Consider the following 20,976-nt stretch of genomic DNA (forward strand, 5'->3'; position numbering starts at 1 on the left):
CCAGGAACCGCGGAAACGCCGAAGGGCGGGGCTAGTGAAGGGTCTGGCCCTGTCCGGTGCCGCGTCCCCAGATCTGGGCGGACAGGGCATTGGCCACACCCAGCCAGCCCAGGTCCGGACCTGTCCCGCCCCCCACCTTGCTGGCCTCGACCGCATAGGCCGTTGAGGCGGCCAGGGATGCGGTCGCCGCAGCGGCCTGGCCGCCCAGCCGCCTGGCCCCCAGACCCAGCCACAGGGCATTGAAGCCCTGGGTCAGGCTCCAGAGGGTCAGGGCCCGCGTCCGGGCCGGACTGGCCGGGGCATTCCAGGTGCGCAGGCCGGACAGGGTCATGGCAATAAACAGGGGCGGCAGGAGCAGGCTGGTCAGGGGCTTGGGCTGATGGGCGACCGGTTCGTGCATCTCGGCGAACTCGACCGCGTACATGGCGTCGTCCAGGACCGCCTCATGTCGCCGGCCCATGGCGAGGGCCGCCAGGATCGCTCCGCCCGCCAGCAAGGCCCCAAGGGCGATCTGGGCGGCAGGATGAGCCTCGGTCTCGGCCTCAACCTCGAAGGCCTCGCGGCCCGGGCGCGTGGAGGGTCGATGGTGTCTGCCTTTCAGGATGGTCATCCCCGGACTCCTCGCTAAGTTGGCGGTCTAACTGACTGGGACGGACTTGGTTCCCGCCCTGACCCAGACCTCTGCAAGATGGTGGCGTTTCGGGCCGTTTTCCAGCACCAAGGCCCCCTGGACGAGCAAGACCCATGAGACCCAGTCTGCGCGACGCCCGTCCAGAAGAGATCGAAGCCTTGCGCGCGATCGAGCGGGCCTCATCCCAGCGCTTCATCGGCGTGATGGACGACCTGGCCGCCGATGAGCCGACATCGGCCGAGGCTTTGGTGGCACGCATCGACGCTGAGGGCCTTCTGGTCGCCACAGATGCTGATGTGCCGATCGCCTTCGTGATGTTTCGGCCTGTCGAGGACGGGCTCTATATCGAACAGATCGACGTCCTCCCTGACTTCGCCGGCCAGAGACTTGGCGCGCGACTGCTGGACGCTGTTTCAGACAAGGCCCGGGTGCGCGGGCTGAAGGTCCTGACCCTGTCAACCTTCCGCGACATTCCGTGGAATGCGCCCTGGTATCGGCGCCTGGGGTTTGTCGATATCGCCGAGGCCGACCTGACACCGGGCCTGTCAGCCATCCGTCAGGCCCATGTGGCCCGCGGGCTGGACGAGTCCGCCCGGACCTTCATGCGCCGTCCTGTCTAACCCGGGCCGCGGCCCCTTCAGCGGTTGCGCGGCGCACGCTTGAGGCTCTTGACCAGGACCGCCATGGCGGACTGGTTCAGCAGCCCCGCCTCGCGGATCTCGTCCCGGGTCAGACAGGCGGAGGTCACCAGGACCCCGCCCGAGCCTGTGCGCTCCACAAAACCGGACGCGGCCAGCTTGACCACATGACGGCGGGTCGTCTCCACCGGCAGACCCACGGCCCGGGACAGGGCCGAGACGCTGATCGGCCGGCGCAGGTCGTCGGGAAAGAACTCGCCGGTGATCAGATCGACATAGTCATCGCGTTCGCGCAGGTGTTCGGTGCCCGCCTGGGCCGCCGTGATGAACACCAGGGCCAGGCCCAGATCACCGTCGAACACATCGCTGAATATCCGGATCAGACGCAGCGCATAGTCCGCGCCGAGGCTGAGCTGATGGCGATTAAGGAACGGCGTCGAGCTTCGTTTCATGACCGGCCAAGCGACTTCAATGGTTAAGCTTTCTGGAACCTGGGATTACTCAATTTGAGCAATATTCGCCTACGCCTTAACCGTTTGCTTACGTCGCCATAGCCTGTTGGGTTAATTAAGGTGGGGGCGTCGAGTTATGAAGTTGCGGCTTTCTGGGGCAATGAATCTGTTCGGGGCCAGCCTGGCAGGCGGTCTGCTGGTTCTGGCGGCGGTATCCTGGTTCGCGATCGAGACGGTCAGTGTCGGTGGCCCGCTCTATACCCGGATCGTGGCCGGCAAGGATCTGACCGCCGATATCCTGCCGCCGCCGCTCTATGTGATCGACGGCTATCTGGACGCCAAACTGACCTATGCCGCCGGCGGAACAGCGGATCTCGCGACCGCCGCCAACGAACTGGCCAAGCATCACGCCGAATATGACGCCCGTTTGGCCTATTGGCGTGCAATCGATTTTGACCCCGAGGTGAAGTCGGTGCTGATGGGCGAGTCGAACGATCAGGCCCAGATCGTCTGGAGCTCGGCCGACGCCATGCTCAAGGCCCTGTCGAGCGGTGACACCGCCGCCGCGGCCGCCCACGAGGCCCGTCTGACCAAGGCGTTCGAAGCGCACCGTGCCGTCATCGAACAGATCGTGCCCCTGATCGCTGCCGACAACCTCAAGGTCGAGGCCGACGCCCATGCCAAACAGGTTCGGGAACTGGTCCTGATGGGCGGCCTTTGCGCGCTGATGGCGGCGATCATCGGCGGGGGCGTCTGGGCGATGCGGCGCAGGGTCGTGGCCCCGGTCCAGGCCATCACCCGCTATATGGGCGACCTGGCGGCAGGCGACTATGAACGCGCCGTTCCCTATGCCGGCCGTCAGGACGAACTGGGCGACATGGCCAAATCGGTGGCTGTGTTCCGCGAAGGCGTTCTGGAGCGCCGGGCCCTGCGCCTGGAGCAGGATGCCGAGCGCCGCTCGATCGAGTCCGAGCGCCGGTCCAGTGAAGAACAGCGCCTTACCGCCGATCAGCGCCGCGAAAGCGCCATGCAGAGCCTGGCCCAGGCGCTGGACCATCTGTCGGCCGGCGATGTCGCCTATCGGCTCGAGGCCGCCTTTGCGCCGGAATATGAGCGCCTGCGGGGCGACTTCAATTCCGCCGCCGAACGGTTGACCCACACCCTGAGCCAGATCCGCGAATCCTCCAGTGGCGTGGGTTCGGGCGCGGCCGAGATCGCCCAGGCCGCCGATGACCTGTCGCGCCGCACCGAGCAGCAGGCCGCCAGCCTGGAACAGACCGCTGCCGCCCTCGACGAGATCACCGCCACCGTGCGCCAGACCGCCGAGGGGGCCCGCAAGGCCAACGAGATCGTGGCCGACACCCGCCGCCAGGCCCAGTCGACCGAGCAGGCCGTCGGGGCCGCCGTGCGCGCGGTCGGCGAGATCGAGACCTCCTCGGCCCAGATCAGCCAGATCATCGGCGTCATCGACGAGATCGCCTTCCAGACCAATCTGCTGGCCCTCAATGCCGGGGTCGAGGCGGCCCGGGCCGGTGAGGCCGGTCGCGGCTTTGCCGTCGTGGCCCAGGAGGTCCGGGCCCTGGCCCAGCGCTCGGCCGAGGCCGCCAGGGAAATCAAGACGCTAATCGGCACCGCCTCCAGCAAGGTCCAGGAAGGCGTCGGCCTCGTCGGTCAGACCGGCACGGCCCTTGCCGACATCCTCGAGCGCGTCGGCCAGATCGCGGCCCTGGTGGGCGAAATCTCGACCTCGGCCCAGGAGCAGTCGACCGGGCTCCATGAGGTCAACACGGCCGTCAACCGCATGGACGAAATGACCCAGCAGAATGCCGCCATGGTCGAGCAGACCACGGCTGCGGCCCATTCGCTGCGCAGTGAGTCAGGCCGGCTTGCCCAGCTCGTGGGACAGTTCAACCTGACCCCGGCGAGCCGGGCCCGCTCGGCGGCCTGAAGCCTCAGCCGGCCGGCAGCTCGCCCATGGCGCTCTGCAGATAGTTCTGCTCGCCGAGCGACTTGACCAGACCCAGCTGCATTTCGAGGAAATCGATATGGTGCTCGGTGTCGCTGAGGATTTCGCGCAGCAGTTCGCGGCTGACGAAGTCGCGGGCCTGCTCGCAAAGCAGAATCCCCGGGATCAGGGCCTCGCGGCCGCCGATCTCGACGGCCAGATCGCTGCCCAGGCATTCGGGCACCGTCTCGCCGATCTTCAGCTTGTGCAGGTCCTGCAGGTTGGGCAGGCCTTCCAGGAACAGGATCCGGTTGATCAGCTTGTCGGCGTGCTTCATCTCGCCGATCGATTCGTCATAGGTGATCTTGCCCAGGCGCTTGAAGCCCCAGTTGTCGTACATCCGCGCATGCAGGAAATACTGGTTCACGGCGGTCAGCTCATTGGTGAGCACCGCATTGAGCAGGCGAATAATGCCAGGATCGCCCTTCATGGCGCACCTCCGAGGTTCAAGTCCGGGCAACCGTGCGGCAAGCGGCGGCGCGCTTCAACCGCAATGTCTGCAAGTGTTTCGCGCTATCATGGAAAGGCGTAGCGGACAGGTGCACGGCCCCTGCCGGCCTGGACGGCCCTACTCCGCGGCGTAGGCCAGGGCCTGACGGCTTTCGTCGATCATCTGGCGCATCTCGCACACGCACTTGGCGCATTGGGCCTGACAGCCCTTGTGGCGGAAGATGTCGGCCGGGCGGCTGGCGCCGTCAGCGATGGCGGCGCGCACTTCGCGCTCGCGGATGCCGTTGCAGTTACAGACGTACACGGAAACACGCCCTTGCCGAATGAGTGTCATTCTCATCTAGAGCAGATCGCGACCTTTTGCAACTGACTCTCATTATGGTTAGCAGCGGCAAGGGGTCGCGGCCCTCCTCCCCCTGTGGAGAGGGCGATCGTCTGTAGATTCGTGAGAGAGAAAGCTGTCATTCCGACAAGCCCGGCGAAAGCCGGGCACAGATCCGGGATGACAACCGGTTTTGGTCAAAGGCAAAAGCCCGGCCCTGCAATGGGGAACATCTGTTCTCTCGTCCCCCGGCGCGAATTGGCGTAATTCCCGCGTCATGACTCTCGATTGCCGCCTCTATCTGATCACCCCGCCGGCCCTGGCCGATCTGGCCGCCTTTGGCCATGAGCTGAGCAAGGCCCTCGACGGCGGCGATGTCGCCGCCCTGCAGATCCGGCTGAAGGACGTCTCGGATGCGGCCATCGCCGAGGCGGTCGCGGCCCTGGCCCCGATCGCCCGGGCCCGCGACGTGGCGGTGATCCTCAATGACCGCCCGGACCTCGCCGCCAGCCTCGACTGCGACGGCGTGCATGTGGGCCAGGGCGACACCCCCTATGCCGCCGCCCGCAAGCTGATGGGCAAGGACCGCATGGTCGGGGTGACCTGCCATGACAGCCGCCACCTCGCCATGGAGGCCGCCGAGGCCGGGGCCGACTATGTGGCCTTCGGAGCCTTCTTCCCGACCACTACCAAGGACGCCCCCACCACCGCCGATCCGGAAATCCTGTCGATCTGGCAGGAGGTGATGGAGACCCCCTCGGTCGCCATCGGCGGGATCACGGCCGACAATGCCGCCAGCCTGGCCACGGCCGGGGCCGACTTCCTCGCCGTCTCGGCCGGGGTCTGGGCCCATCCCCAGGGGCCGACCGCCGCCGTGGCCGCCCTGAACGCCGCCATCGCCGCAGGTCTGGCGGCCCGCAGTCCTGCCTAACGACCTTGTTGCGAGGTCGTTCAGACAGGCATAGCCTCCCCGTTAACCATAGGTTCCGGGGGGGAACGCGATGAACAAGCGACTCGTATTGTGCGTGGTGGGCGTGGCGGCCCTGTCTGTGGCGACCTACGCCCTGGCCGAAAACTGGAAGCCCTCGCCCGGCGAGGCCAAGACCTTCTATGACGAGGACTATATGCGGGTGGACGCCAAGTCCGGCATGGTCCTGGTCCGCATCGCCGAGGGCAAGCCCAACGGTCCCTACAGGAACTGGCCGGCCAGCAAGGGGCCGATCATCATGTTCGCCCTGGACTGCGCGGCCGACAAGTGGATCGATCTGGGCATGGATTTCGCCGGCGACATGGGCCTGAGCAAGGGCTGGCGCAGCGGCGAAAAGATTGACGACGCCCGGGCCGCCGCCGGCAGCGCCGGCAAGCTGGCCTGCGAGGCCCGCGACAGCCTGCCCAAGGTTGATCTGCCCTGACCCAGGCCGGGCCCGTCCAGGGCAGCGACCGCGCCGACGTGCTGGATGCGTTGCGCGGCTTTGCCCTGCTGGGGATCTTCATTTCGCATATCCCGGACTTTTCCGGTCAGGGCGTCCTGAGTGGTCCTGACCTGGCCCTGCTGGACCTGTTCGGCCTGGATGATGCCGCCGCCACGGCGCAGGACTTCCTGATCCGGGGCAAGTTCTATGCCCTTTTCTCGCTGCTGTTCGGGATCGGCTTCGCCCTCCAGATGGAAAGCGCAGCCAGGCGTGGCGCGGATTTCGCGCGCCACTTCGTCCGCCGACTGACGGTGCTGCTGGCCATCGGCCTGGTGCATGCCAGCCTGTGGTATGGCGACATCCTCAAGGACTATGCCCTGATCGGCTTTGTTCTGCTGCTGGCGCGCCGCTGGAGCCTCCGGACCCTGGCCTGGGCGACGGCCCTGGCCTTTGCCGCGCGACTGGTCTGGCCCCTGATCGTCGCGGCCCTGTTCGCGATGATCGGCTCGACAGCGTCGGACGGAAACCCGGGCGACAGCTTTGCGCTCTCGGCCGCGGCCTTTGCGGGCCCTGACCTGGCCAAGGCCTTGCTGGCCAACCTTGCCCTGGTGAAGCTCAAGGCCCTGCAGATGGTCTATGACGGCAAGGCGATCTCGGTGCTGTCGATGTTCCTGCTGGGCGCTGTGGTGGGCCGACTGGGCCTGTACCGCAACCTCTCCGACCATGGCCGGACCTTCGCCCTGCTGTTCTGGATCTGCGCGCCGGTCGGGGTGATCGGCAATGGGATCCTGACACCCCTGCATGCCGCGACCCCGGATTTCCCGCCCACGGGGCCCTGGATTCTCGAGGGCTGCCTGTTCGCCGTCGCCGTTCCCGCCATGGCCATCGCCTATGCCAGCGGCTTTGCCTGGCTGTGGTCGCGAGGGGGCGCGAAGTTTCTGGCCTGGCTCGCGCCCGCCGGACGGATGGCGCTGACGACCTATGTGTCCCAGACCCTGATCGGTATCACCCTTTTCTATGGTCTCGGCCTTGGCCTGGCGGGCCAGGTCGGACGGGTCGAGGGCATGCTGCTGGCGATCGGGATCTTCGCCCTGCAATGCGCCATGGCCAGCCTCTGGCTGCGCCGATTCCAGTTCGGGCCCATCGAATGGCTTTGGCGTCGCCTGACCTATGGGGTGCCGATCCCGTTGCGCCGAAAAACGCTGGCCTAAGCGTTGAGCCGCGCCAGCTTGTCGGGATTGCGTATCGTATAGACCGCCGCGATCCGGCCCTCGACCAGCTCCAGGCCTATGGTCTGGAACACCGTGCCGGCCTGCGCCAGCACGATGCCCGGCTGGCCGTTGATCCGGGCCAGGCGCGCGGTCGTGCCTTCAGGTGCCGGCCACTTCTTGCGGATGCCCAGGATCAGGCGCACCGCCTTGTCGAGGCCGTGGACCGGCCTGAGCGTGGACGCCACCTTGCCGCCGCCGTCGGCGTGCCAGACCACGTCCGGGGCCAGCAGGTTGCGCAGGGACATCTCGTCGCCCGTCATGGCCGCCAGCAGGAAGGCCGCTGTCAGTGACCGCTCCTCGTCGACCGACGGCCTGTAACGTGGACGCTCCGCCCGGACATGCTGGCGGGCCCGGGCCGCCAGTTGCCGGCAGGCGGCCTCGCCGCGCCCGAGGGTCCTGGCGACCTCGGCGAAGGGGGTATCGAACACGTCGTGCAGCAGAAAGGCCGCGCGCTCCAGCGGGGTCAGGCGCTCCAGGGCCAGCAGGAAGGCCACCGACAGGTCGGCGTCCAGCGCGCCCGGCGCGGCGTCGAAATCCTCGTCGACCAGCGGTTCGGGCAGCCACTCGCCGACATAGACCTCGCGGCGGGCGCGGGCCGACTTCAGCCGGTCGAGACACAGACGGGCGACCACGCGGTTGAGGAAGGCCGCGCCGTCCGCGACGGACCCCGTCTCGACCTTGCGCCAGCGCAGCCAGGCGTCCTGCACCACATCCTCGGCATCAGCGCGCGAGCCGAGCATGCGATAGGCGAGGCCCGTCATGGCCGGGCGTCGGGCTTCGAATAGCGCGTCGGACCTCGTCATTCCGCCTTGACCACCCTCACAGCCTCGCCGTCCACCCTGACCTGCGAACAGGTCTTGCCGTGGCCCATGGCATATTTGACCGTGGGATAGACGCGAGCGGAAGCCATGGCGAGCGCCAGGGCGGCCAGGCCCCTGGGGCCCCAGCGCCGCAACACCTCGTCCCGCAGGGGATCGGCGCGCTCCAGATCCCGGACCAGCGAGGCCTGTGCGAAACCATAGGCCAGGCCGGCATCAGCACCCATCAGGCCGGCATCGCCGGTCAGAACCCCGCGCAGCACGGCGGGCGAGACGCCCTGCTCCTGGCCGATCCTCACCCCGATCTGCACGCAGGACCCGCAGTCCTCGGCCAGGGTGGCCACCAGACCCGCCGCCGCCAGGGCCTCGGACGGCGCACCCTCGCGATAGCGGGCCAGTTTCTGGACACCCAAAAAGGCCGTCAGCGCCCGGGGTCCGGCGGAGAGCAGGTCGTGCAGATAGGCCGCGTCATAGTCATAGCGCTTTTCCATGCGCCGCACGGCCGCCCGCATCAGCCAGGTCAGCATGGCTCAGCCCTCCCTGGCGGTGAGGCGCAGGGCGACCACCGCGATCCAGATCGTCAGCAGGGCCGGCAGGATCACGCCTGGAAAATCCCGCGCCAGCAGGGGCCAGGGCACGGCCTTGCCGCAGAACGGGGTGATGAGGTGGATCAGGGCATGGACGCCCTGGAAGCTCGCCGCCACCGTCACCGCCCCGGCGTGCCGCGCCGGGTTCCACGCCCCGAAGGCCAGCCCGACCGCGCAGGCCAGATAGGTCGCCCCGACATCGCGCACGAAATGGTCGTTGAACGGCCCCGTCTCGATCACGCCCGGCACGGCCCCGAACCAGCCATAGGGCTGCAGCAACATCGCCACGCCGTTCAATCCGAACAGCACCCCGAGAAACCCGCAAACCCAGCGCACCATGGTCGCCCTCCTCCAGCGTCTTCGAGGACAGGACGAGACAGCCCGACCGGTTGTGACATCGCAGGCCGAAATTCGCCCTGCCTTGCTTTCGCGCGCGTCCGCGACTAGGTTCCGCGCCCAATTTCCCGATCTTTCTGACTGCCGCTCGCATATCCCCCGCCGTCTGCTCCAGACGCTGCGCAGGGGGACCTATGAGGAAAACCCGCCTTGGCCACTCCCTCCGCCCTTCTGAACGTGATGATCGACGCCGCCCGCAAGGCCGCGCGTGGCCTGGCTCGCGATTTCGGCGAAGTCACCGAGCTGCAGGTGTCCAAGAAGGGCGCGGCTGACTTCGTCACCAATGCCGACCTCAAGGCCGAGCAGACCATCTTCGAAATCCTGGAAAAGGCCCGCCCCGGCTATGGCTTCCTGGGTGAAGAGCGCGGCCTGATCGAGGGCACTGACAAGACCCACACCTGGATCGTCGACCCGCTGGACGGCACCACCAACTTCATGCACGCCATCCCGCACTTCGCGGTCAATATCGCCCTGCAGCGCGAGGGCGAAGTGGTGGCCGGCGTCACCTACAATCCCATCACCCATGACCTGTTCTGGGCCGAAAAGGGCAAGGGTGCCTTCCTCGGAGCCGAGAAGCGCCTGCGCGTCGCCGCCCGTCGCAGCCTGGACGAAGCCGTTCTGGCCACCGGCGTGCCGTTCCTCGGCAAGCCCGGCCACGCCCAGTTCCTGAAGGAACTGCACCAGATCAGCCAGAAGGTCGCCGGCGTCCGCCGCTTCGGCGCCGCCTCGCTGGACCTGGCCTGGGTCGCCGCCGGCCGCTTCGACGGCTACTGGGAGCGCAATCTGGGGGCCTGGGACGTCTCGGCCGGCGTGCTGATGGTCACTGAAGCGGGCGGCAAGGTCTCGACCATCGAGGAGGACGGCAACCCGGCCGAGGGTGCCTCGATCCTGGCCGCCAACCAAGACCTGCACCCGCTGGTGCTGGAGAAGCTGCGCCTGGCCTAGGAACCGCCAGACTCGCCCCCACCGGGCTGCTGCGCAGCCGTCCGCCCCCGGAGGGGGCGGATGATCTCGTCTTCCCCCTCCGGGGGAGGAGGGCCGCAGGCCCGGAGGGGGCCAGTGTTCACCCCTAGCCAAAGTGTCATGATGCAGCGCTAAATCGCCGCCATGACCCTGCTGACCCGTCGCGCCATGACCACCGCCGCCCTCGCGGGCACCTTCCTGCCCGGCCTGGCGCGGGCCCAGGGCAAAAGGCCCCTCGTCATCGCCCACCGCGGAGCCTCGGGCCTGCGCCCCGAACACACGGCCCTGGCCTATGAGCTGGGGATCGAGCAGGGCTGCGACTTCATCGAGCCGGATCTGGTGCCGACCAGGGACGGCCATTTGGTCGCCCGCCACGAGAACGAGATCGGCGGCACGACCGAAATCGCCTCCCGCCCCGAGTTTGCGGCCCGCAAGGCGACCAAGACCATCGACGGCGAGAGCGTCACGGGCTGGTTCACCGAAGACTTCACCCTGGCCGAACTGAAGACCCTGCGGGCCCGCGAGCGCCTGCCACAGCTGCGCCCGACCAGCGCCGCCTTTGACGGCCAGGCCCAGATCCTCACCTTCGACGAGGTGGTCGCCATCGCCCGGGCCGGCACAAAGCGCACGGGCCGCGTCATCGGCGTCTATCCCGAAATGAAGCACCCGAGCTATTTCGCCTCGATCGGCCTGCCGGTCGAAGGCCGGATGCTGGACGCCCTGAAGCGCAATGACCTCAACTCGGCCACCGCCCCGGTGTTCGTCCAGTGCTTTGAGGTCACGCCGCTGAAGACCCTGCGCGCCAGGACCCGCGCCCGGCTGGTGCTGCTGGCCGATGCCGAGGGCGGTCCGCCCGACCTGCCGGGCGTCAAATATGCCGACCTGCTGACCGCCGAGGGCCTGAAGGGCGTCGCCGCCTATGCCGACGGCCTGGGACCCAACTGGCGGCTTGTGGTGCCCACCGACGGCAAGACCCTGGGTGCGCCGACCCGCCTCGTCAGCGACGCCCATGCCGCCGGCCTGCAGGTCCATCCGTGGACGGTGCGGGCCGAGAACTACTTCCTGCCCGAGACCCTGCGCCGCGGCGATGCCCAGGCCGCCGACTATCTGGCCCGCCACGGCGACGCCGATGCGGTGCTCAAGGCCCTCTTTGCTGTCGGCGTCGACGGCGTGTTCAGCGACTTCCCGGCCCTCGCGGTGGCGGCACGCGCTTGACCGAAGGCGCTTCGCCGACTGATGGTCGGTGAGGGCTTCCGGGGGAACGGGTTTTGCGCGCGATCGTCTTTACCGCAGGGCTGATGGCCCTGGTGCCGGCCTTCACCCAGGCCGATGCTCCGCCCCTGCCGCCGTCGGCGACGACGCTGTGCTCGGCCGGAGCTCCGACAGGGGATGCGCCGGCCAAGGCGGTGAGCCTGCTACCGGGCTATGGCAGCGCCCGCTGGACGATCCGGACCGCCTCGCCGGAGGCCCAGGCCTATTTCGACAACGGCCTGCAACTGGGTCACGCCTTCGCCCACAAGGCCGCCATCGCCGCCTTTGAAGAGGCCGCCCGTCGCGATCCGAACTGCGCCATGTGCCTGTGGGGCCAGGCCTGGGCCGGCGGGGCCACCATCAACTACACGGTCGACGCCGCAACCCAGGCGAAGATGGCCGCGCTGATGGTCCGCGCCACGGTGCTGGCCGCCGACGGTCCGCCGGTCGAGCGTGCCCTGATCGCGGCCATGACCGCCCGCTACAAGAACGGCGGCGGCAAGGGCCCCGGCGACGTGGCCTATGCCAAGGCCATGGAGGCCCTTGCTGCGGACCACCCCGAGGATGACGAACTGGCGGTCCTGGCCGCCGATGCGGTCATGGTCCGGGCCTCGATGACCGGCGACATGAGCACGATGCCCCGGGCGGTCGCCCTGCTGGAAAGGGCGCTTAAGCGTTCGCCCGACAGCGCCGCCGGCATCCATTTCTACATCCATGCCACCGAGATGAGCGGCTTCGCCGGCCGGGCCGAGCCGTACGCCGACAGGCTGGAGGGCGTCGCGCCCGCCGCCAGCCACCTCGTCCACATGCCCTCGCACACCTATTACTGGGTCGGACGCTACCAGGACGCCCTGACCTCGAACCCCAGCGCCGCGCGGATCGACGCGGCCAATGCCAAGGCCGAGGGCTTTGAGGGCGAGGACGGGGTCTTCAAGCTGTTCTACCACGCCCACAATGTGCAGTTCGGCGCGGCGGGGGCCCTGATGTCCGGCGACGCCGAGGGCGGCCTGGCCATCGCCCGCCCGTTCCTGGTCCATGCCAGAACCCTGACCGCCGATCAGGGCTGGGACCAGATGGTCGCCGGCACCGCCTATGCAGTCGAGGGGCGCTATGCACCGGTGGACGAGGTGCTGGCCCTGCCCGAGCCGGCCCTGCCCTATCTGAAGGCGATGTGGCGCTATGCCCGGGGCGAGGCCCTGATCCGCAAGGGCGATCTGGACGGCGCGCGCCTCGAGGCGGGCCAGGTCGAGCGCTCGCGGCGCGACCTTCGAGCCTTCGGCGGGACCAGCGGCCAGGCGGCGGATGCGACGCGGGTGGCCCGGCTGGTCCTGGAGGGCCGTATCGCCATGCTCGAAAACCGCCCCGGTGACGCGGCCCGTGCCTTCCGCAAAGCCGCCGCCCTGGAGGAGACCCGCTTCCGCGACATCACCGACCCGCCCCTGTGGTGGTATCCGGTTCGGCGCAGCCTTGCCGCGGCCATGCTCTCCTCCGGCGACGCGCGCGGCGCGGCCGACGAGGCCCGCGCGACCCTGGCCCGCCGTCCGAAGGATCCGATCACGCTCAGCGTCCTGGCCCAGGCCGAGCGACGTCTGGGCCTGAACGAGGCTGCCGCCGAGCATGAGGCCCAGGCCCGGCGCGGCTGGACCGGAGACCTCGCCCGGATCGGTCTGGCCCAGAGCTGAGGCCGGCCACGGCGCTCGCGGCCTTGCCCCGACGGGGCGGCTTGGTGCAGCCTGCCGGCCTTGCCATCTTCTGGGGACCCCCGACATGCCGATCCGCCGCGCCGCCGCCCTGGCCACCCTGGCCGTAACCCTGATGGCCGGCGTGTCCGCCCTGGCGGCCCCGGGCCCCAAGGACCTGGACCGGATCGCAACCGACTTCGTACACCTGACCCTGGAGGCCGGTGAGCGCGAGCCGGGCTATGTCGACGCCTATTATGGCCCCAAGGCCTGGGCTGACGCCGCCAAGGCCAGTCCGCGCACCGTGCCCGCCCTGAAGGCCGAGGCCGCCCGCCTGAGCGCCGCCACCCGCGCCGTCCCCGATACGGCCCTCTCGCCCGACGAGCGCCGCCGCAAGGCCTTCCTGCTGGGTCAGCTGAAGGCCGCCGAGACCCGCCTGGCCATGCTGGACGGCAAAAAGTTCAGCTTCCAGGACGAGGCCGAGGGCCTGTTCGGCGTCCGGCCACCGCTGAAGCCACTGGAAGCCTATGACCCGATCCTGGCCCGGATCGACAAACTGGTCCCCGGCGAGGGCGAGCTGGCCGGCCGCATCGATGCCTTCCAGGCCCGCTACACGATCCCCGCCGACCGGCTGGAGCCGGTGATGCAGGCCGCCATCGCCGCCTGCAAGGCGCGGACGGCAGTCCACATTCCCCTTCCCAAGGCCGAGCGCTTCGACCTGGCCTTCGTCACCGGCAAGCCGTGGAGCGGCTACAACTGGTACAAGGGCGGGGCCCACAGCCTGATCGAGATCAATACCGACCTGCCGGTGCCGATCAGCCGCGCCGTCGATCTGGGCTGCCACGAGGGCTATCCCGGCCACCATGTGCTGAACGTGCAGTTGGAAGACCGGCTGACCAAGGCCAGGGGCTGGGTGGAGTTCTCGGTCTATCCGCTGTTCTCTCCGCAATCCCTGATCGCCGAGGGCTCGGCCAATTACGGCATCCGGCTGGCCTTTCCGGGCGCGGAAAAGGTGAAATTCGAGCGCGAAAAGCTCTATCCGCTGGCGGGCCTCGACCCGGCCACGGCCGACGCCTATGACGCCCTGATGGCCGCCAAGGCCGACCTGGGCAGCAGCGAAAACACCATCGCCGACGCCTATCTGTCCGGAAAGATGGACAAGCCCACCGCCGTCGCCGCCCTGGCCAAATATGGCCTCAGCTCGGTGGCCCGCGCCGAGAAGCGCCTGAGCTTCATCGAGACCTACCGCTCCTATGTCATCAACTACAATCTCGGCCAGGACATGGTCCGGGCCCACGTGGAGCGCGCGGGCGCGAGCCAGGACGCGCGCTGGAAGGCGATGGAAGCGGTGATCAGCGAGCCTACGACGCCGGCGGATCTGGCGAGGTAGGGACGTGATTTAGTCAGGAAGAAAAATCACCTAAGGGATAGTCAATCGGATCCGCAGGTCGAGCAATATTATAGACGGCAATAGATAATTGCGTGGCCCTCTGGCTAAGGCCATGCGATCGATCCTCTATGTTCTGAACATCGGCAATTGTTATCCGACGGCTACTTATTTTATGCCGCACTGCAAGGTACTCAACGCGAAGAGTTGTAACGCTCTCCGCATCAGCGTCTAGAACCGCGCCATGAACTAGTCCGTGCCGGTCTTCTTTTCGCGCAAGAAGCTCTGATATGACTGCGCGCGCAGGCTTCTCGATCTTCGCGAGCTTTTCATGCTGAAGCGCTTGCTTGATGAATTTCAGTTTCTTTTCGAGTGACCTTGGTACTTCGGACTCCATCTTGTCGTTCCGAAGTTCGTGAAACATGACCGCCGTAGTAAAATCTAAGGCGGCCTCGACTGCAGCCCAGTTCAACGTTACAGCCCCTAGCGCCGTCAGAAACTCCGACGGAGCAAATTTACTACCGTTTCCGTCAGACATCTTCTCGCCCTAGGCCGCCTCCACCCCGAACTGCAACTTGGCCAGCCGCGAATAGAGCCCGCCGCGGGCCGAAAGCTCGGCGTGGGTGCCCTGTTCGACCACGCGGCCGTCCTCCATGACCACGATGCGGTCGGCCTTGAGCACGGTGGCCAGGCGGTGGGCGATGACCAGGGTGGTGCGGCCGGCCATGGCCGCGTGCAGAGCCTGCTGGACTAGGCGCTCGTTCTCGGCGTCAAGCGCGCTGGTGGCCTCGTCGAGCAGCAGGATCGGGGCCTGGCGCACCAGGGCCCGGGCGATGGCCAGGCGCTGGCGCTGGCCGCCCGACAGGGTCTTGGCGCGCTCGCCGACCGGGGTGTCGAAGCCCTGGGGCAGGGCCTCTAGGAAGCCGGTGGCCTGGGCCGCCTCGGCGGCGTCGCGGGCCTCCTGCTCGGTGGCGTCGGCGCGACCGAAGCGGATATTGTCCAGGGCCGAGCCCGAGAACAGCGGCGAATCCTGGGCCACCAGGGCCATGCACTGGCGAACCTCGGCCGGGTCGGCGTCGCGCAGATCGACACCATCGAGGGTCACGACGCCCGCCTGCGGGTCGTAGAAGCGCAGCAGAAGGCGCAGGACGGTGCTCTTGCCCGCGCCTGAGGGTCCGACCAGGGCGACGGTCTCACCGGCCCTGACGGTCAAATCAAAGCCGTTCAGGGCCGGCAGGTCGGGGCGGCCCGGATAGGCGAAGGTGACGTTTTCGAAGGCGACGGCCCCCGTCGCCGGCTGCGGCAGGGTCCTGGGCTTTTCCGGCGCGGCGATGCCGGGCCGGGAGCTCAGCAGTTCAGCGATGCGTTCCATCGCGCCAGAGGCCTTCTGGACATCGCCCCAGACCTCGCCGAGCGCCCCGATCGACCCGGCGGTCATCATGGCCAACAGGGCGAACTGGGCCAGGGTGCCCGCAGTCATCTCGCCGGACAGCACCAGATGGGCGCCGGACCACAGCAGCAGGGTGATCCCGCCGAAGGCCAGGACGATGACCACGGCGGTCATGACGGCCCGGGCGGTGATGCGCCGCACCGAGGCCTGATAGGCCATCTCGACCGCCTCGCCGAAGCGGCTGTCCGAGGCCTTCTCGCGTCCGAAGGCCTGGACGGTGTCGAGGGCGTCGAGGCTCTCACCGGCATAGCCGACCGCGTCGGCAAAACGGTCCTGGGCGGTCACCGACAGCTTGCGCACCCGGCGGCCCATCAGGAACATCGGCGCCAGGATCACCGGCACCATCAGAACGATGAAGCCGGCCAGCTTGGGGCTGACCACGGCCATATAGCCGAGGCCGCCCACCAGGCTGAGGATATTGCGCACGGCCACCGAGGCCGAGGTTCCGACCAACTGCTCGATGATCGTGACATCAGTGGTCAGGCGCGACAGCACCTCGCCGGTGCGGGTTTTCAGGAAATAGGCCGGATCCAGGGTCAGGGTATGGCCGTAGAGGGCACGCCGCAGGTCGGCCACGACCCGCTCGCCCAGCCGGGTGATGAAGAAGAACCGCAGGGAGGTGGCCACGGCCAGCACCAGGGCCACCGCGCCAAGGCCCACAAAGGCCCCATTGACGGCCGAGGCGGCACCGGTGGCAAAACCCTTGTCGATCACGGTCTTGAAGGCGGCGGTCAGGCCAAGCGTGGCGCTGGTCGAGAACAGCAGGAAGAAGCCGGCCGCCAAGGCGTCACCGATATGGGCGCGCACGAAAGGCAGCAGATGGGCCAGGGGGCGGATGTCCTTGCGGCGCGGCCGCCGGGCGGCGGCTTCCGACATTCCCTGGGCCAGTTCAGCACCTGCGCCGGGGCGTCCCTCGACCGAAATATCCCCGCCGTGCACGTCGGTCATCAACTGTCCCTTGCCAAATTCGCGGGTGTTCTTTATAGCCGCGCCTCTTCGAGGGCCACCCGCAAGGGCGTCCGCTCACCAACTTTCACACCGCCAGTCGGTTGGACCGCCCGATGAAACAAGACATTCACCCCGACTATCACTTCATCACCGTCACCATGACGGATGGCACCAGCTATCCGACCCGTTCGACCTACGGGAAGGAAGGCGCCGTGCTCGCCCTGGATATCGATCCGCGCGTGCACCCTGCCTGGACCGGCGGCAACGCCCACCTGCTGGACCGTGGTGGCCGCGTGTCGCGCTTCAACGCCAAGTTCGCGGGCTTCACCAAGAAGTAAGCGTTTTTCGCCGCAAGGCGACGGAAAGCCGGCTCCGCGTTCGCGGGCCGGCTTTTTCTGTTTGGGATTGGTGCTGCCGTCAAATCTACAAAACGCCGTCATCCCCCGCGTCATGCGGGGGACCCAAGCCGAGGCGGCCAGGTCCGCTTGGGTAACCCGAACAAGTCGGGTGATGACTAAATTTTAGATTGAAATACCGGCGGCAGATATCAACCTATGCGGCGAATGGCCGCCGACACCTACATCCTAGCCAGTCACCCCTACGTACGCTCTACATCGGCGTGACCAACGATCTGTCGCGCCGGATCTGGGAACATCGGGAAGGCGTAGGCAGTCAGTTCTGCCGAAAGTACGGTGTCCACAGGCTTGTCTATTATGAGGAGCACGAGGACATCAGCTTCGCGATCCATCGCGAGAAACGGCTGAAGAAGTATCACCGCCAGTGGAAGATCAACCTGATCGAGGGCTTCAACCCGACCTGGACTGATCTTTATGAGACCTGGAATTGCTGAGCACCCGGCCATCCCAGCTTGGGTCCCCCGCATGAAGCGGGGGATGACGATCTGGATTAACCGCCGAACGCCGCCGCCAGTCGATCGAACTGGGCCTGAACGGGTCGGGGGGCCTCTTCAGAAGCGACTTCAATATACATCCGCCGGTCCAGATGCCGGACCCGCTCATAGAGACGCTCGGACCGCTGCAGCAGATTGACCAGGCCGTAGGGCAGTTCCTCGACCGCAGCCCCGATCGCCGCGACCTCTTCGGCCAGACGATAGCTTTCGGCACAGGCGGCTTCGGCGGCCATCTCGCCCTCCTTGACCGCCCGCTGCACCAGCAGCCAGGAGGCCACCTGCATCAGGCGCGTCGTCAGGCGCATGCTCTCGGTGGCATAGGCCAGGGCGGCGTTGCGCGAGAGGATCTTGCTGTCGTGGCGGCCGGCCCCATCAAGATAGGCGGCGGTTTCCTCGACCAGCATCATGCCTTCCTCGAAGGTGCGATCGAACAGTTCCGACTTCGCGAAGTCCTGGATGACCCCCGCGCGCCACGGTGTCGACGCAGATGCGTTCAGATCGGTCATAGGTACTCAATGCCCCTTCGAAAGGCCGCGAGAACGTCTCGCCCGGCGAAGGGACTGCAACCCCCATGCCAAACTCCAGCGTCCCGTTTCGCGACCCGCCCCCTTCGACCCTGACTTGGCCCACAAAACGCGCGGGCGAGATCCAAGGCGGCATCCCGCCTTTAGACATTGGTTAGGGTAAATGAATTGCTAGTCGAGGCGACCAAACAGCGCATTGGCCGCGTCGCGCCCGGCCCGCTTCTTGTCCAGTTGGGCCTTGGTGCGGGTGATCTCGGCCTGCAGCGCCTCGATCCGCTCCTCGAGCTCGGCCACGCCATAGATCTCGAGGTCCTCGTGGATGGTCTCGCTGAGTGCGCCACGATTGAAAGCGCGTGGCTCGACGGGTTCCTCGAACATCGACTGGCTCCCCAAGACTATGAACGTCCTTTTCGTTGGTCCATCTGACGCCTACCTAGGACGCAAGGCAAGCTAGAGAAACGGAAACACCATGTCCGACGCCATGACCGCGATTACCGTTGAAGGCGGCAAGGGGCCCGCCGAGGCGCTGGCTGCCGCGTCCCTGCCGCGCCCTGTGCCCGGACCCGGCGAGATCCTGATCAAGGTCGCGGCGGCGGGGATCAACCGGCCCGATCTGCTGCAGCGCATGGGCTATTATCCGCCCCCACCCGGAGCCCCGGCCACCCTGGGCCTGGAGGTCGCCGGTGAGGTCCTGGTGGCCGCCGGACGCTGGTCGGTAGGCGACAGGGTCTGCGCCCTGCTGGGCGGTGGCGGCTATGCGCAATATGCCGTGGTCGACGCCCGCCATGCCCTGCCCGTGCCCGACGGGTTCGACATGGTCCACGCCGCCGCCCTGCCCGAGACCGTTTTCACCGTCTACGCGAATGTGTTCGAGCATGGCACCCTGAAGGCCGGCGAGACCCTGCTGGTGCACGGCGGAACGTCCGGGATCGGCACAACCGCCATTGCCATGGCCAAGGCCGCCGGGGCCCGGGTGATCGCCACCGGACGCGGGGCCGACAAGAAGGCCAAGGCCCTTGAGCTGGGGGCCGACATCGCCGTCGACACCAGGACCGAGGACTTCGCCGAGATCGCCCGGGCGGCCGGCGGCGTCGATGTGGTGCTCGACATGGTTGGGGCCAGCTATTTCGAAAAGAACCTGAGCGCCCTGAATATCGGCGGCCGCATCGTCTATATCGCCGCCCTGGCCGGCCCGATGCTGGAAGTTCCGGTCCTGGCGATCATGCAGAAGCGCGCCACGATCACCGGCTCGACCCTGCGCCCCCGCTCGGCCGACGAGAAGGCCCGTCTGGCGGCCGAGATCGAACGCGTGGTCTGGCCCTGGATCGCGGCGGGCAAGCTGAAGCCAGTCGTCGACGCGACCTTCCCGCTGGAACAAGCGGGCAAGGCCCATGCCCATCTCGAGGCGGGCGAACATGTCGGCAAGGTCGTGCTGGTGGTGTGAACCGCCATCGCCGGGCAAGGACGCGTTCAGCCCGCCCGCAGACCCACGACGAAGCGTTCATTGATCCGGCGGCTGAGCCGCTCGCGCGCCGTCCTCGGCTCGTCCTCTGCCGAACAGGCATACCAGAGGGCCGAAAGCAGCCGCGACAGGACGCCTGCCGTCAGGGCAAGCGAGGCCTGTGTCCCCGGCCGCAGGCGCCCCAGCGCCTCGCGGACCGTGCCACCATAGGAAAACCGGATCACCGCCCCGGCAGTCGCCAGATCTGGTCGGTGGATCGTCGCCAGGAAGAGACTACGCCGACGCGTCAGTGGACTGGGCGGGCGATCCTGACCGGCCTGGAGCTGAATGGCATCGATCAAGTGCTCGACCGAGGTGACATCATCGATCGCCGGCGGCGACTGGTCGTGGCTGCCGCCATCCGCCTCCTGCATCAGAAGCTGAACCTGCCCCCGGATCGCCCCGGCGAGCAGATCCTCGATCGAGCGGAAATGGTGGGTGACGGAACCGGTGGTCAGGCCTGCCCGTGCCGCGACCGCGCGATGGGTCAGTCCGCCCAGCCCCTTGTCCTCGACGACCTCCGCCGCCGCTTCCGCAATGCGCAGGGCCGCGGGCGGCAGTGTTCCATGGGCCTTGGCACCCGCGATCCGCTCTGCCTGATCCAGGGCACCGCGCCCGAGTCGCGGGATCGCTCCCAGCCAGGTCTCCGCAAAATACTCGCACATTTCCCGCAGGGCCCCGCGCTCGAGCGCGGGGGACCATCGGGAAAGGTTGTGAAGGGCTTCGGATTCAAAAAAGACATGCAGGAGCCGCCCCTCCAGCGGATCGAGGCCGAACTGCTCCGCCACATCCAGCCAGAAGTCTCGCCAGAGGCGCGTCCAGTCCGCGGCAACGCCCGAGCCCAGGCTGGTGGCGAGACATTCCTGGTACAGGACCGCGAGCGACCGCTCGCCTGCCGTCCACTGAACAATGACATCCTCAAGCGCCAGGGCAGCAGCATCCGGCGTGGCGGGCAGGAAGGCGAGCTCGCCGATACGGCCCTTCAACCAGGACGCGGTATCGGCCAGGCCCCGCGTGAACGTTGCCGATAACAAGCGTTCCAGACTGCCGTGGTTATAGTTGATCGCGCTCGGGGCCATCCCTGCAGCAGCGGCGATGGACCGCGCCGAGGCTGCCGCAACGCCATGGTGGGCAATGACCTCGGCGGCCGCCAGTCGAAGACGCTCGCTGCGCCCGTCTCCATCTTGCCCGGACGTCGCGACGGGCGCCGGCAATGCCGTGTTTGAACCAATAACCATGGCACATTCTGTCAGGCCGGAAAGAAGGCGCAACCCCAAGGGGGTGTCGGCGACCATATTCGCCAAACCGTGACATAACATTCGTTCCAAGGTCATGAAGGACGCCTACCTCGCACCTCGGCCAACAGGCCACTTCAGATTCA

General features: G+C 67.5%; 24 protein-coding genes. 12 read left to right on the plus strand and 12 right to left on the minus strand.

The features are described 5' to 3' along the window. Positions 1-31: 31 nt before the first annotated feature. Positions 32-610, minus strand: a complete 579-nt coding sequence (locus AQ619_RS15185; RefSeq protein WP_062149486.1) for a TspO/MBR family protein — start codon at positions 608-610, stop codon at positions 32-34. A gap of 134 nt (positions 611-744) precedes the next feature. Here AQ619_RS15185 and AQ619_RS15190 point away from each other — a divergent pair, with 134 nt between their 5' ends. Continuing rightward, entirely contained in the window at positions 745-1,251 is a 507-nt protein-coding gene (locus AQ619_RS15190; RefSeq protein WP_062149489.1) for a GNAT family N-acetyltransferase, read from the plus strand. A gap of 17 nt (positions 1,252-1,268) precedes the next feature. On the opposite strand, the gene AQ619_RS15195 is transcribed toward AQ619_RS15190, so the two are convergent. Then, positions 1,269-1,721 (minus strand): transcriptional regulator, encoded by a 453-nt coding sequence (locus AQ619_RS15195; protein ID WP_062149492.1) that lies wholly within the window; start codon positions 1,719-1,721, stop codon positions 1,269-1,271. Positions 1,722-1,881: 160 nt separating this feature from the next. On the opposite strand from AQ619_RS15195, the gene AQ619_RS15200 reads away from it, so the two are divergent. Then, a complete protein-coding gene (locus AQ619_RS15200; RefSeq protein ID WP_166504274.1) occupies positions 1,882-3,669 on the plus strand; it encodes a methyl-accepting chemotaxis protein in 1,788 nt (595 codons plus the stop codon). A gap of 4 nt (positions 3,670-3,673) precedes the next feature. On the opposite strand, the gene bfr is transcribed toward AQ619_RS15200, so the two are convergent. Next, positions 3,674-4,156 (minus strand): bacterioferritin, encoded by a 483-nt coding sequence (bfr, locus tag AQ619_RS15205; RefSeq protein ID WP_062149499.1) that lies wholly within the window; start codon positions 4,154-4,156, stop codon positions 3,674-3,676. A 138-nt stretch (positions 4,157-4,294) separates the two neighbouring features. Further along, entirely contained in the window at positions 4,295-4,480 is a 186-nt protein-coding gene (locus tag AQ619_RS15210; RefSeq protein WP_062149502.1) for a (2Fe-2S)-binding protein, read from the minus strand. Positions 4,481-4,775: 295 nt separating this feature from the next. On the opposite strand from AQ619_RS15210, the gene thiE reads away from it, so the two are divergent. From thiE to AQ619_RS15225, 3 genes are all read left to right on the plus strand, one after another. Beyond that, positions 4,776-5,429, plus strand: coding sequence for a thiamine phosphate synthase (thiE, locus tag AQ619_RS15215; protein ID WP_062149506.1), 654 nt, complete (start codon positions 4,776-4,778; stop codon positions 5,427-5,429). A gap of 70 nt (positions 5,430-5,499) precedes the next feature. Beyond that, complete coding sequence (locus tag AQ619_RS15220) at positions 5,500-5,910, plus strand: hypothetical protein (RefSeq protein ID WP_062149508.1); 411 nt, start codon at positions 5,500-5,502, stop codon at positions 5,908-5,910. A 38-nt stretch (positions 5,911-5,948) separates the two neighbouring features. Further along, positions 5,949-7,121 carry a DUF418 domain-containing protein gene (locus AQ619_RS15225; protein WP_166504275.1) on the plus strand — a complete coding sequence of 391 codons (1,173 nt, stop codon included), beginning with the start codon at positions 5,949-5,951 and terminating at the stop codon, positions 7,119-7,121. Here AQ619_RS15225 and AQ619_RS15230 read toward each other — a convergent pair. From AQ619_RS15230 to AQ619_RS15240, 3 genes are read right to left on the minus strand one after another with little or no spacing between them, the layout of a single operon-like run. Next, complete coding sequence (locus AQ619_RS15230; RefSeq protein ID WP_062149514.1) at positions 7,118-7,984, minus strand: sigma-70 family RNA polymerase sigma factor; 867 nt, start codon at positions 7,982-7,984, stop codon at positions 7,118-7,120. The two genes, AQ619_RS15225 and AQ619_RS15230, sit on opposite strands and share 4 nt — an antisense overlap. Next, positions 7,981-8,526, minus strand: a complete 546-nt coding sequence (locus tag AQ619_RS15235) for a hypothetical protein (RefSeq protein ID WP_062149517.1) — start codon at positions 8,524-8,526, stop codon at positions 7,981-7,983. The genes AQ619_RS15230 and AQ619_RS15235 overlap by 4 nt, the downstream gene beginning before the upstream one ends. 3 nt (positions 8,527-8,529) lie before the next feature. After that, positions 8,530-8,925 (minus strand): hypothetical protein, encoded by a 396-nt coding sequence (locus tag AQ619_RS15240; protein WP_062149520.1) that lies wholly within the window; start codon positions 8,923-8,925, stop codon positions 8,530-8,532. A gap of 207 nt (positions 8,926-9,132) precedes the next feature. Between AQ619_RS15240 and AQ619_RS15245 the strand changes: the two genes are divergently transcribed. The 4 genes from AQ619_RS15245 to AQ619_RS15260 all read left to right on the plus strand — a co-directional run bounded on the left by AQ619_RS15245 (position 9,133) and on the right by AQ619_RS15260 (position 14,265). Further along, positions 9,133-9,927: an inositol monophosphatase family protein gene (locus AQ619_RS15245; RefSeq protein WP_062149523.1), complete on the plus strand. Its 795-nt coding sequence runs from the start codon at positions 9,133-9,135 to the stop codon at positions 9,925-9,927. Positions 9,928-10,089: 162 nt separating this feature from the next. Continuing rightward, entirely contained in the window at positions 10,090-11,160 is a 1,071-nt protein-coding gene (locus tag AQ619_RS15250) for a glycerophosphodiester phosphodiesterase (RefSeq protein WP_062149525.1), read from the plus strand. A gap of 53 nt (positions 11,161-11,213) precedes the next feature. After that, complete coding sequence (locus AQ619_RS15255) at positions 11,214-12,878, plus strand: hypothetical protein (protein WP_166504276.1); 1,665 nt, start codon at positions 11,214-11,216, stop codon at positions 12,876-12,878. An 85-nt stretch (positions 12,879-12,963) separates the two neighbouring features. Continuing rightward, positions 12,964-14,265, plus strand: a complete 1,302-nt coding sequence (locus tag AQ619_RS15260) for a hypothetical protein (RefSeq protein WP_174515180.1) — start codon at positions 12,964-12,966, stop codon at positions 14,263-14,265. A gap of 13 nt (positions 14,266-14,278) precedes the next feature. Here the strand turns inward: AQ619_RS15260 and AQ619_RS19195 are convergent, their stop codons facing one another. Together AQ619_RS19195 and AQ619_RS15265 are read right to left on the minus strand one after the other, a co-directional pair. Beyond that, positions 14,279-14,800 (minus strand): hypothetical protein, encoded by a 522-nt coding sequence (locus AQ619_RS19195; RefSeq protein ID WP_166504277.1) that lies wholly within the window; start codon positions 14,798-14,800, stop codon positions 14,279-14,281. Positions 14,801-14,809: 9 nt separating this feature from the next. Continuing rightward, complete coding sequence (locus AQ619_RS15265; protein ID WP_166504278.1) at positions 14,810-16,663, minus strand: ABC transporter transmembrane domain-containing protein; 1,854 nt, start codon at positions 16,661-16,663, stop codon at positions 14,810-14,812. A 110-nt stretch (positions 16,664-16,773) separates the two neighbouring features. On the opposite strand from AQ619_RS15265, the gene rpmE reads away from it, so the two are divergent. Together rpmE and AQ619_RS15275 are read left to right on the plus strand one after the other, a co-directional pair. Further along, a complete protein-coding gene (rpmE, locus tag AQ619_RS15270; RefSeq protein WP_035047522.1) occupies positions 16,774-16,998 on the plus strand; it encodes a 50S ribosomal protein L31 in 225 nt (74 codons plus the stop codon). A 281-nt stretch (positions 16,999-17,279) separates the two neighbouring features. Further along, positions 17,280-17,510, plus strand: coding sequence for a GIY-YIG nuclease family protein (locus tag AQ619_RS15275; RefSeq protein ID WP_236849489.1), 231 nt, complete (start codon positions 17,280-17,282; stop codon positions 17,508-17,510). 56 nt (positions 17,511-17,566) lie between these two features. Here AQ619_RS15275 and rcdA read toward each other — a convergent pair whose 3' ends face one another. Further along, complete coding sequence (gene rcdA / locus AQ619_RS15280) at positions 17,567-18,076, minus strand: protease adaptor protein RcdA (RefSeq protein WP_062149529.1); 510 nt, start codon at positions 18,074-18,076, stop codon at positions 17,567-17,569. A 189-nt stretch (positions 18,077-18,265) separates the two neighbouring features. Beyond that, complete coding sequence (locus tag AQ619_RS15285; RefSeq protein ID WP_062149532.1) at positions 18,266-18,472, minus strand: DUF1192 domain-containing protein; 207 nt, start codon at positions 18,470-18,472, stop codon at positions 18,266-18,268. A gap of 91 nt (positions 18,473-18,563) precedes the next feature. On the opposite strand from AQ619_RS15285, the gene AQ619_RS15290 reads away from it, so the two are divergent. Further along, on the plus strand, positions 18,564-19,538 hold the full coding sequence (locus tag AQ619_RS15290) for an NAD(P)H-quinone oxidoreductase (RefSeq protein ID WP_062149535.1): 975 nt from the start codon (positions 18,564-18,566) through the stop codon (positions 19,536-19,538). Between the two features lie 26 nt (positions 19,539-19,564). Here the strand turns inward: AQ619_RS15290 and AQ619_RS15295 are convergent, their stop codons facing one another. Beyond that, a complete protein-coding gene (locus AQ619_RS15295) occupies positions 19,565-20,929 on the minus strand; it encodes a TetR/AcrR family transcriptional regulator (protein WP_084746084.1) in 1,365 nt (454 codons plus the stop codon). Positions 20,930-20,976: the final 47 nt, after the last annotated feature.

Origin of the sequence: Caulobacter henricii (assembly GCF_001414055.1) — a bacterium.
Classification (GTDB): Bacteria; Pseudomonadota; Alphaproteobacteria; order Caulobacterales; family Caulobacteraceae; genus Caulobacter; species Caulobacter henricii.

Bases quoted from the DNA above. Each gene is read 5' to 3' on its own strand.
- AQ619_RS15185 (WP_062149486.1), bottom strand. From the start codon at position 610: ATGACCATCCTGAAAGGCAGACACCATCGACCCTCCACGCGCCCGGGC.
- AQ619_RS15190 (WP_062149489.1), top strand. From the start codon at position 745: ATGAGACCCAGTCTGCGCGACGCCCGTCCAGAAGAGATCGAAGCCTTG.
- AQ619_RS15195 (WP_062149492.1), bottom strand. From the start codon at position 1,721: ATGAAACGAAGCTCGACGCCGTTCCTTAATCGCCATCAGCTCAGCCTC.
- AQ619_RS15200 (WP_166504274.1), top strand. From the start codon at position 1,882: ATGAATCTGTTCGGGGCCAGCCTGGCAGGCGGTCTGCTGGTTCTGGCG.
- bfr (WP_062149499.1), bottom strand. From the start codon at position 4,156: ATGAAGGGCGATCCTGGCATTATTCGCCTGCTCAATGCGGTGCTCACC.
- thiE (WP_062149506.1), top strand. From the start codon at position 4,776: ATGACTCTCGATTGCCGCCTCTATCTGATCACCCCGCCGGCCCTGGCC.
- AQ619_RS15220 (WP_062149508.1), top strand. From the start codon at position 5,500: ATGAACAAGCGACTCGTATTGTGCGTGGTGGGCGTGGCGGCCCTGTCT.
- AQ619_RS15230 (WP_062149514.1), bottom strand. From the start codon at position 7,984: ATGACGAGGTCCGACGCGCTATTCGAAGCCCGACGCCCGGCCATGACG.
- AQ619_RS15235 (WP_062149517.1), bottom strand. From the start codon at position 8,526: ATGCTGACCTGGCTGATGCGGGCGGCCGTGCGGCGCATGGAAAAGCGC.
- AQ619_RS15240 (WP_062149520.1), bottom strand. From the start codon at position 8,925: ATGGTGCGCTGGGTTTGCGGGTTTCTCGGGGTGCTGTTCGGATTGAAC.
- AQ619_RS15250 (WP_062149525.1), top strand. From the start codon at position 10,090: ATGACCCTGCTGACCCGTCGCGCCATGACCACCGCCGCCCTCGCGGGC.
- AQ619_RS15260 (WP_174515180.1), top strand. From the start codon at position 12,964: ATGCCGATCCGCCGCGCCGCCGCCCTGGCCACCCTGGCCGTAACCCTG.
- AQ619_RS19195 (WP_166504277.1), bottom strand. From the start codon at position 14,800: ATGTCTGACGGAAACGGTAGTAAATTTGCTCCGTCGGAGTTTCTGACG.
- rpmE (WP_035047522.1), top strand. From the start codon at position 16,774: ATGAAACAAGACATTCACCCCGACTATCACTTCATCACCGTCACCATG.
- rcdA (WP_062149529.1), bottom strand. From the start codon at position 18,076: ATGACCGATCTGAACGCATCTGCGTCGACACCGTGGCGCGCGGGGGTC.
- AQ619_RS15285 (WP_062149532.1), bottom strand. From the start codon at position 18,472: ATGTTCGAGGAACCCGTCGAGCCACGCGCTTTCAATCGTGGCGCACTC.
- AQ619_RS15290 (WP_062149535.1), top strand. From the start codon at position 18,564: ATGTCCGACGCCATGACCGCGATTACCGTTGAAGGCGGCAAGGGGCCC.
- AQ619_RS15295 (WP_084746084.1), bottom strand. From the start codon at position 20,929: ATGACCTTGGAACGAATGTTATGTCACGGTTTGGCGAATATGGTCGCC.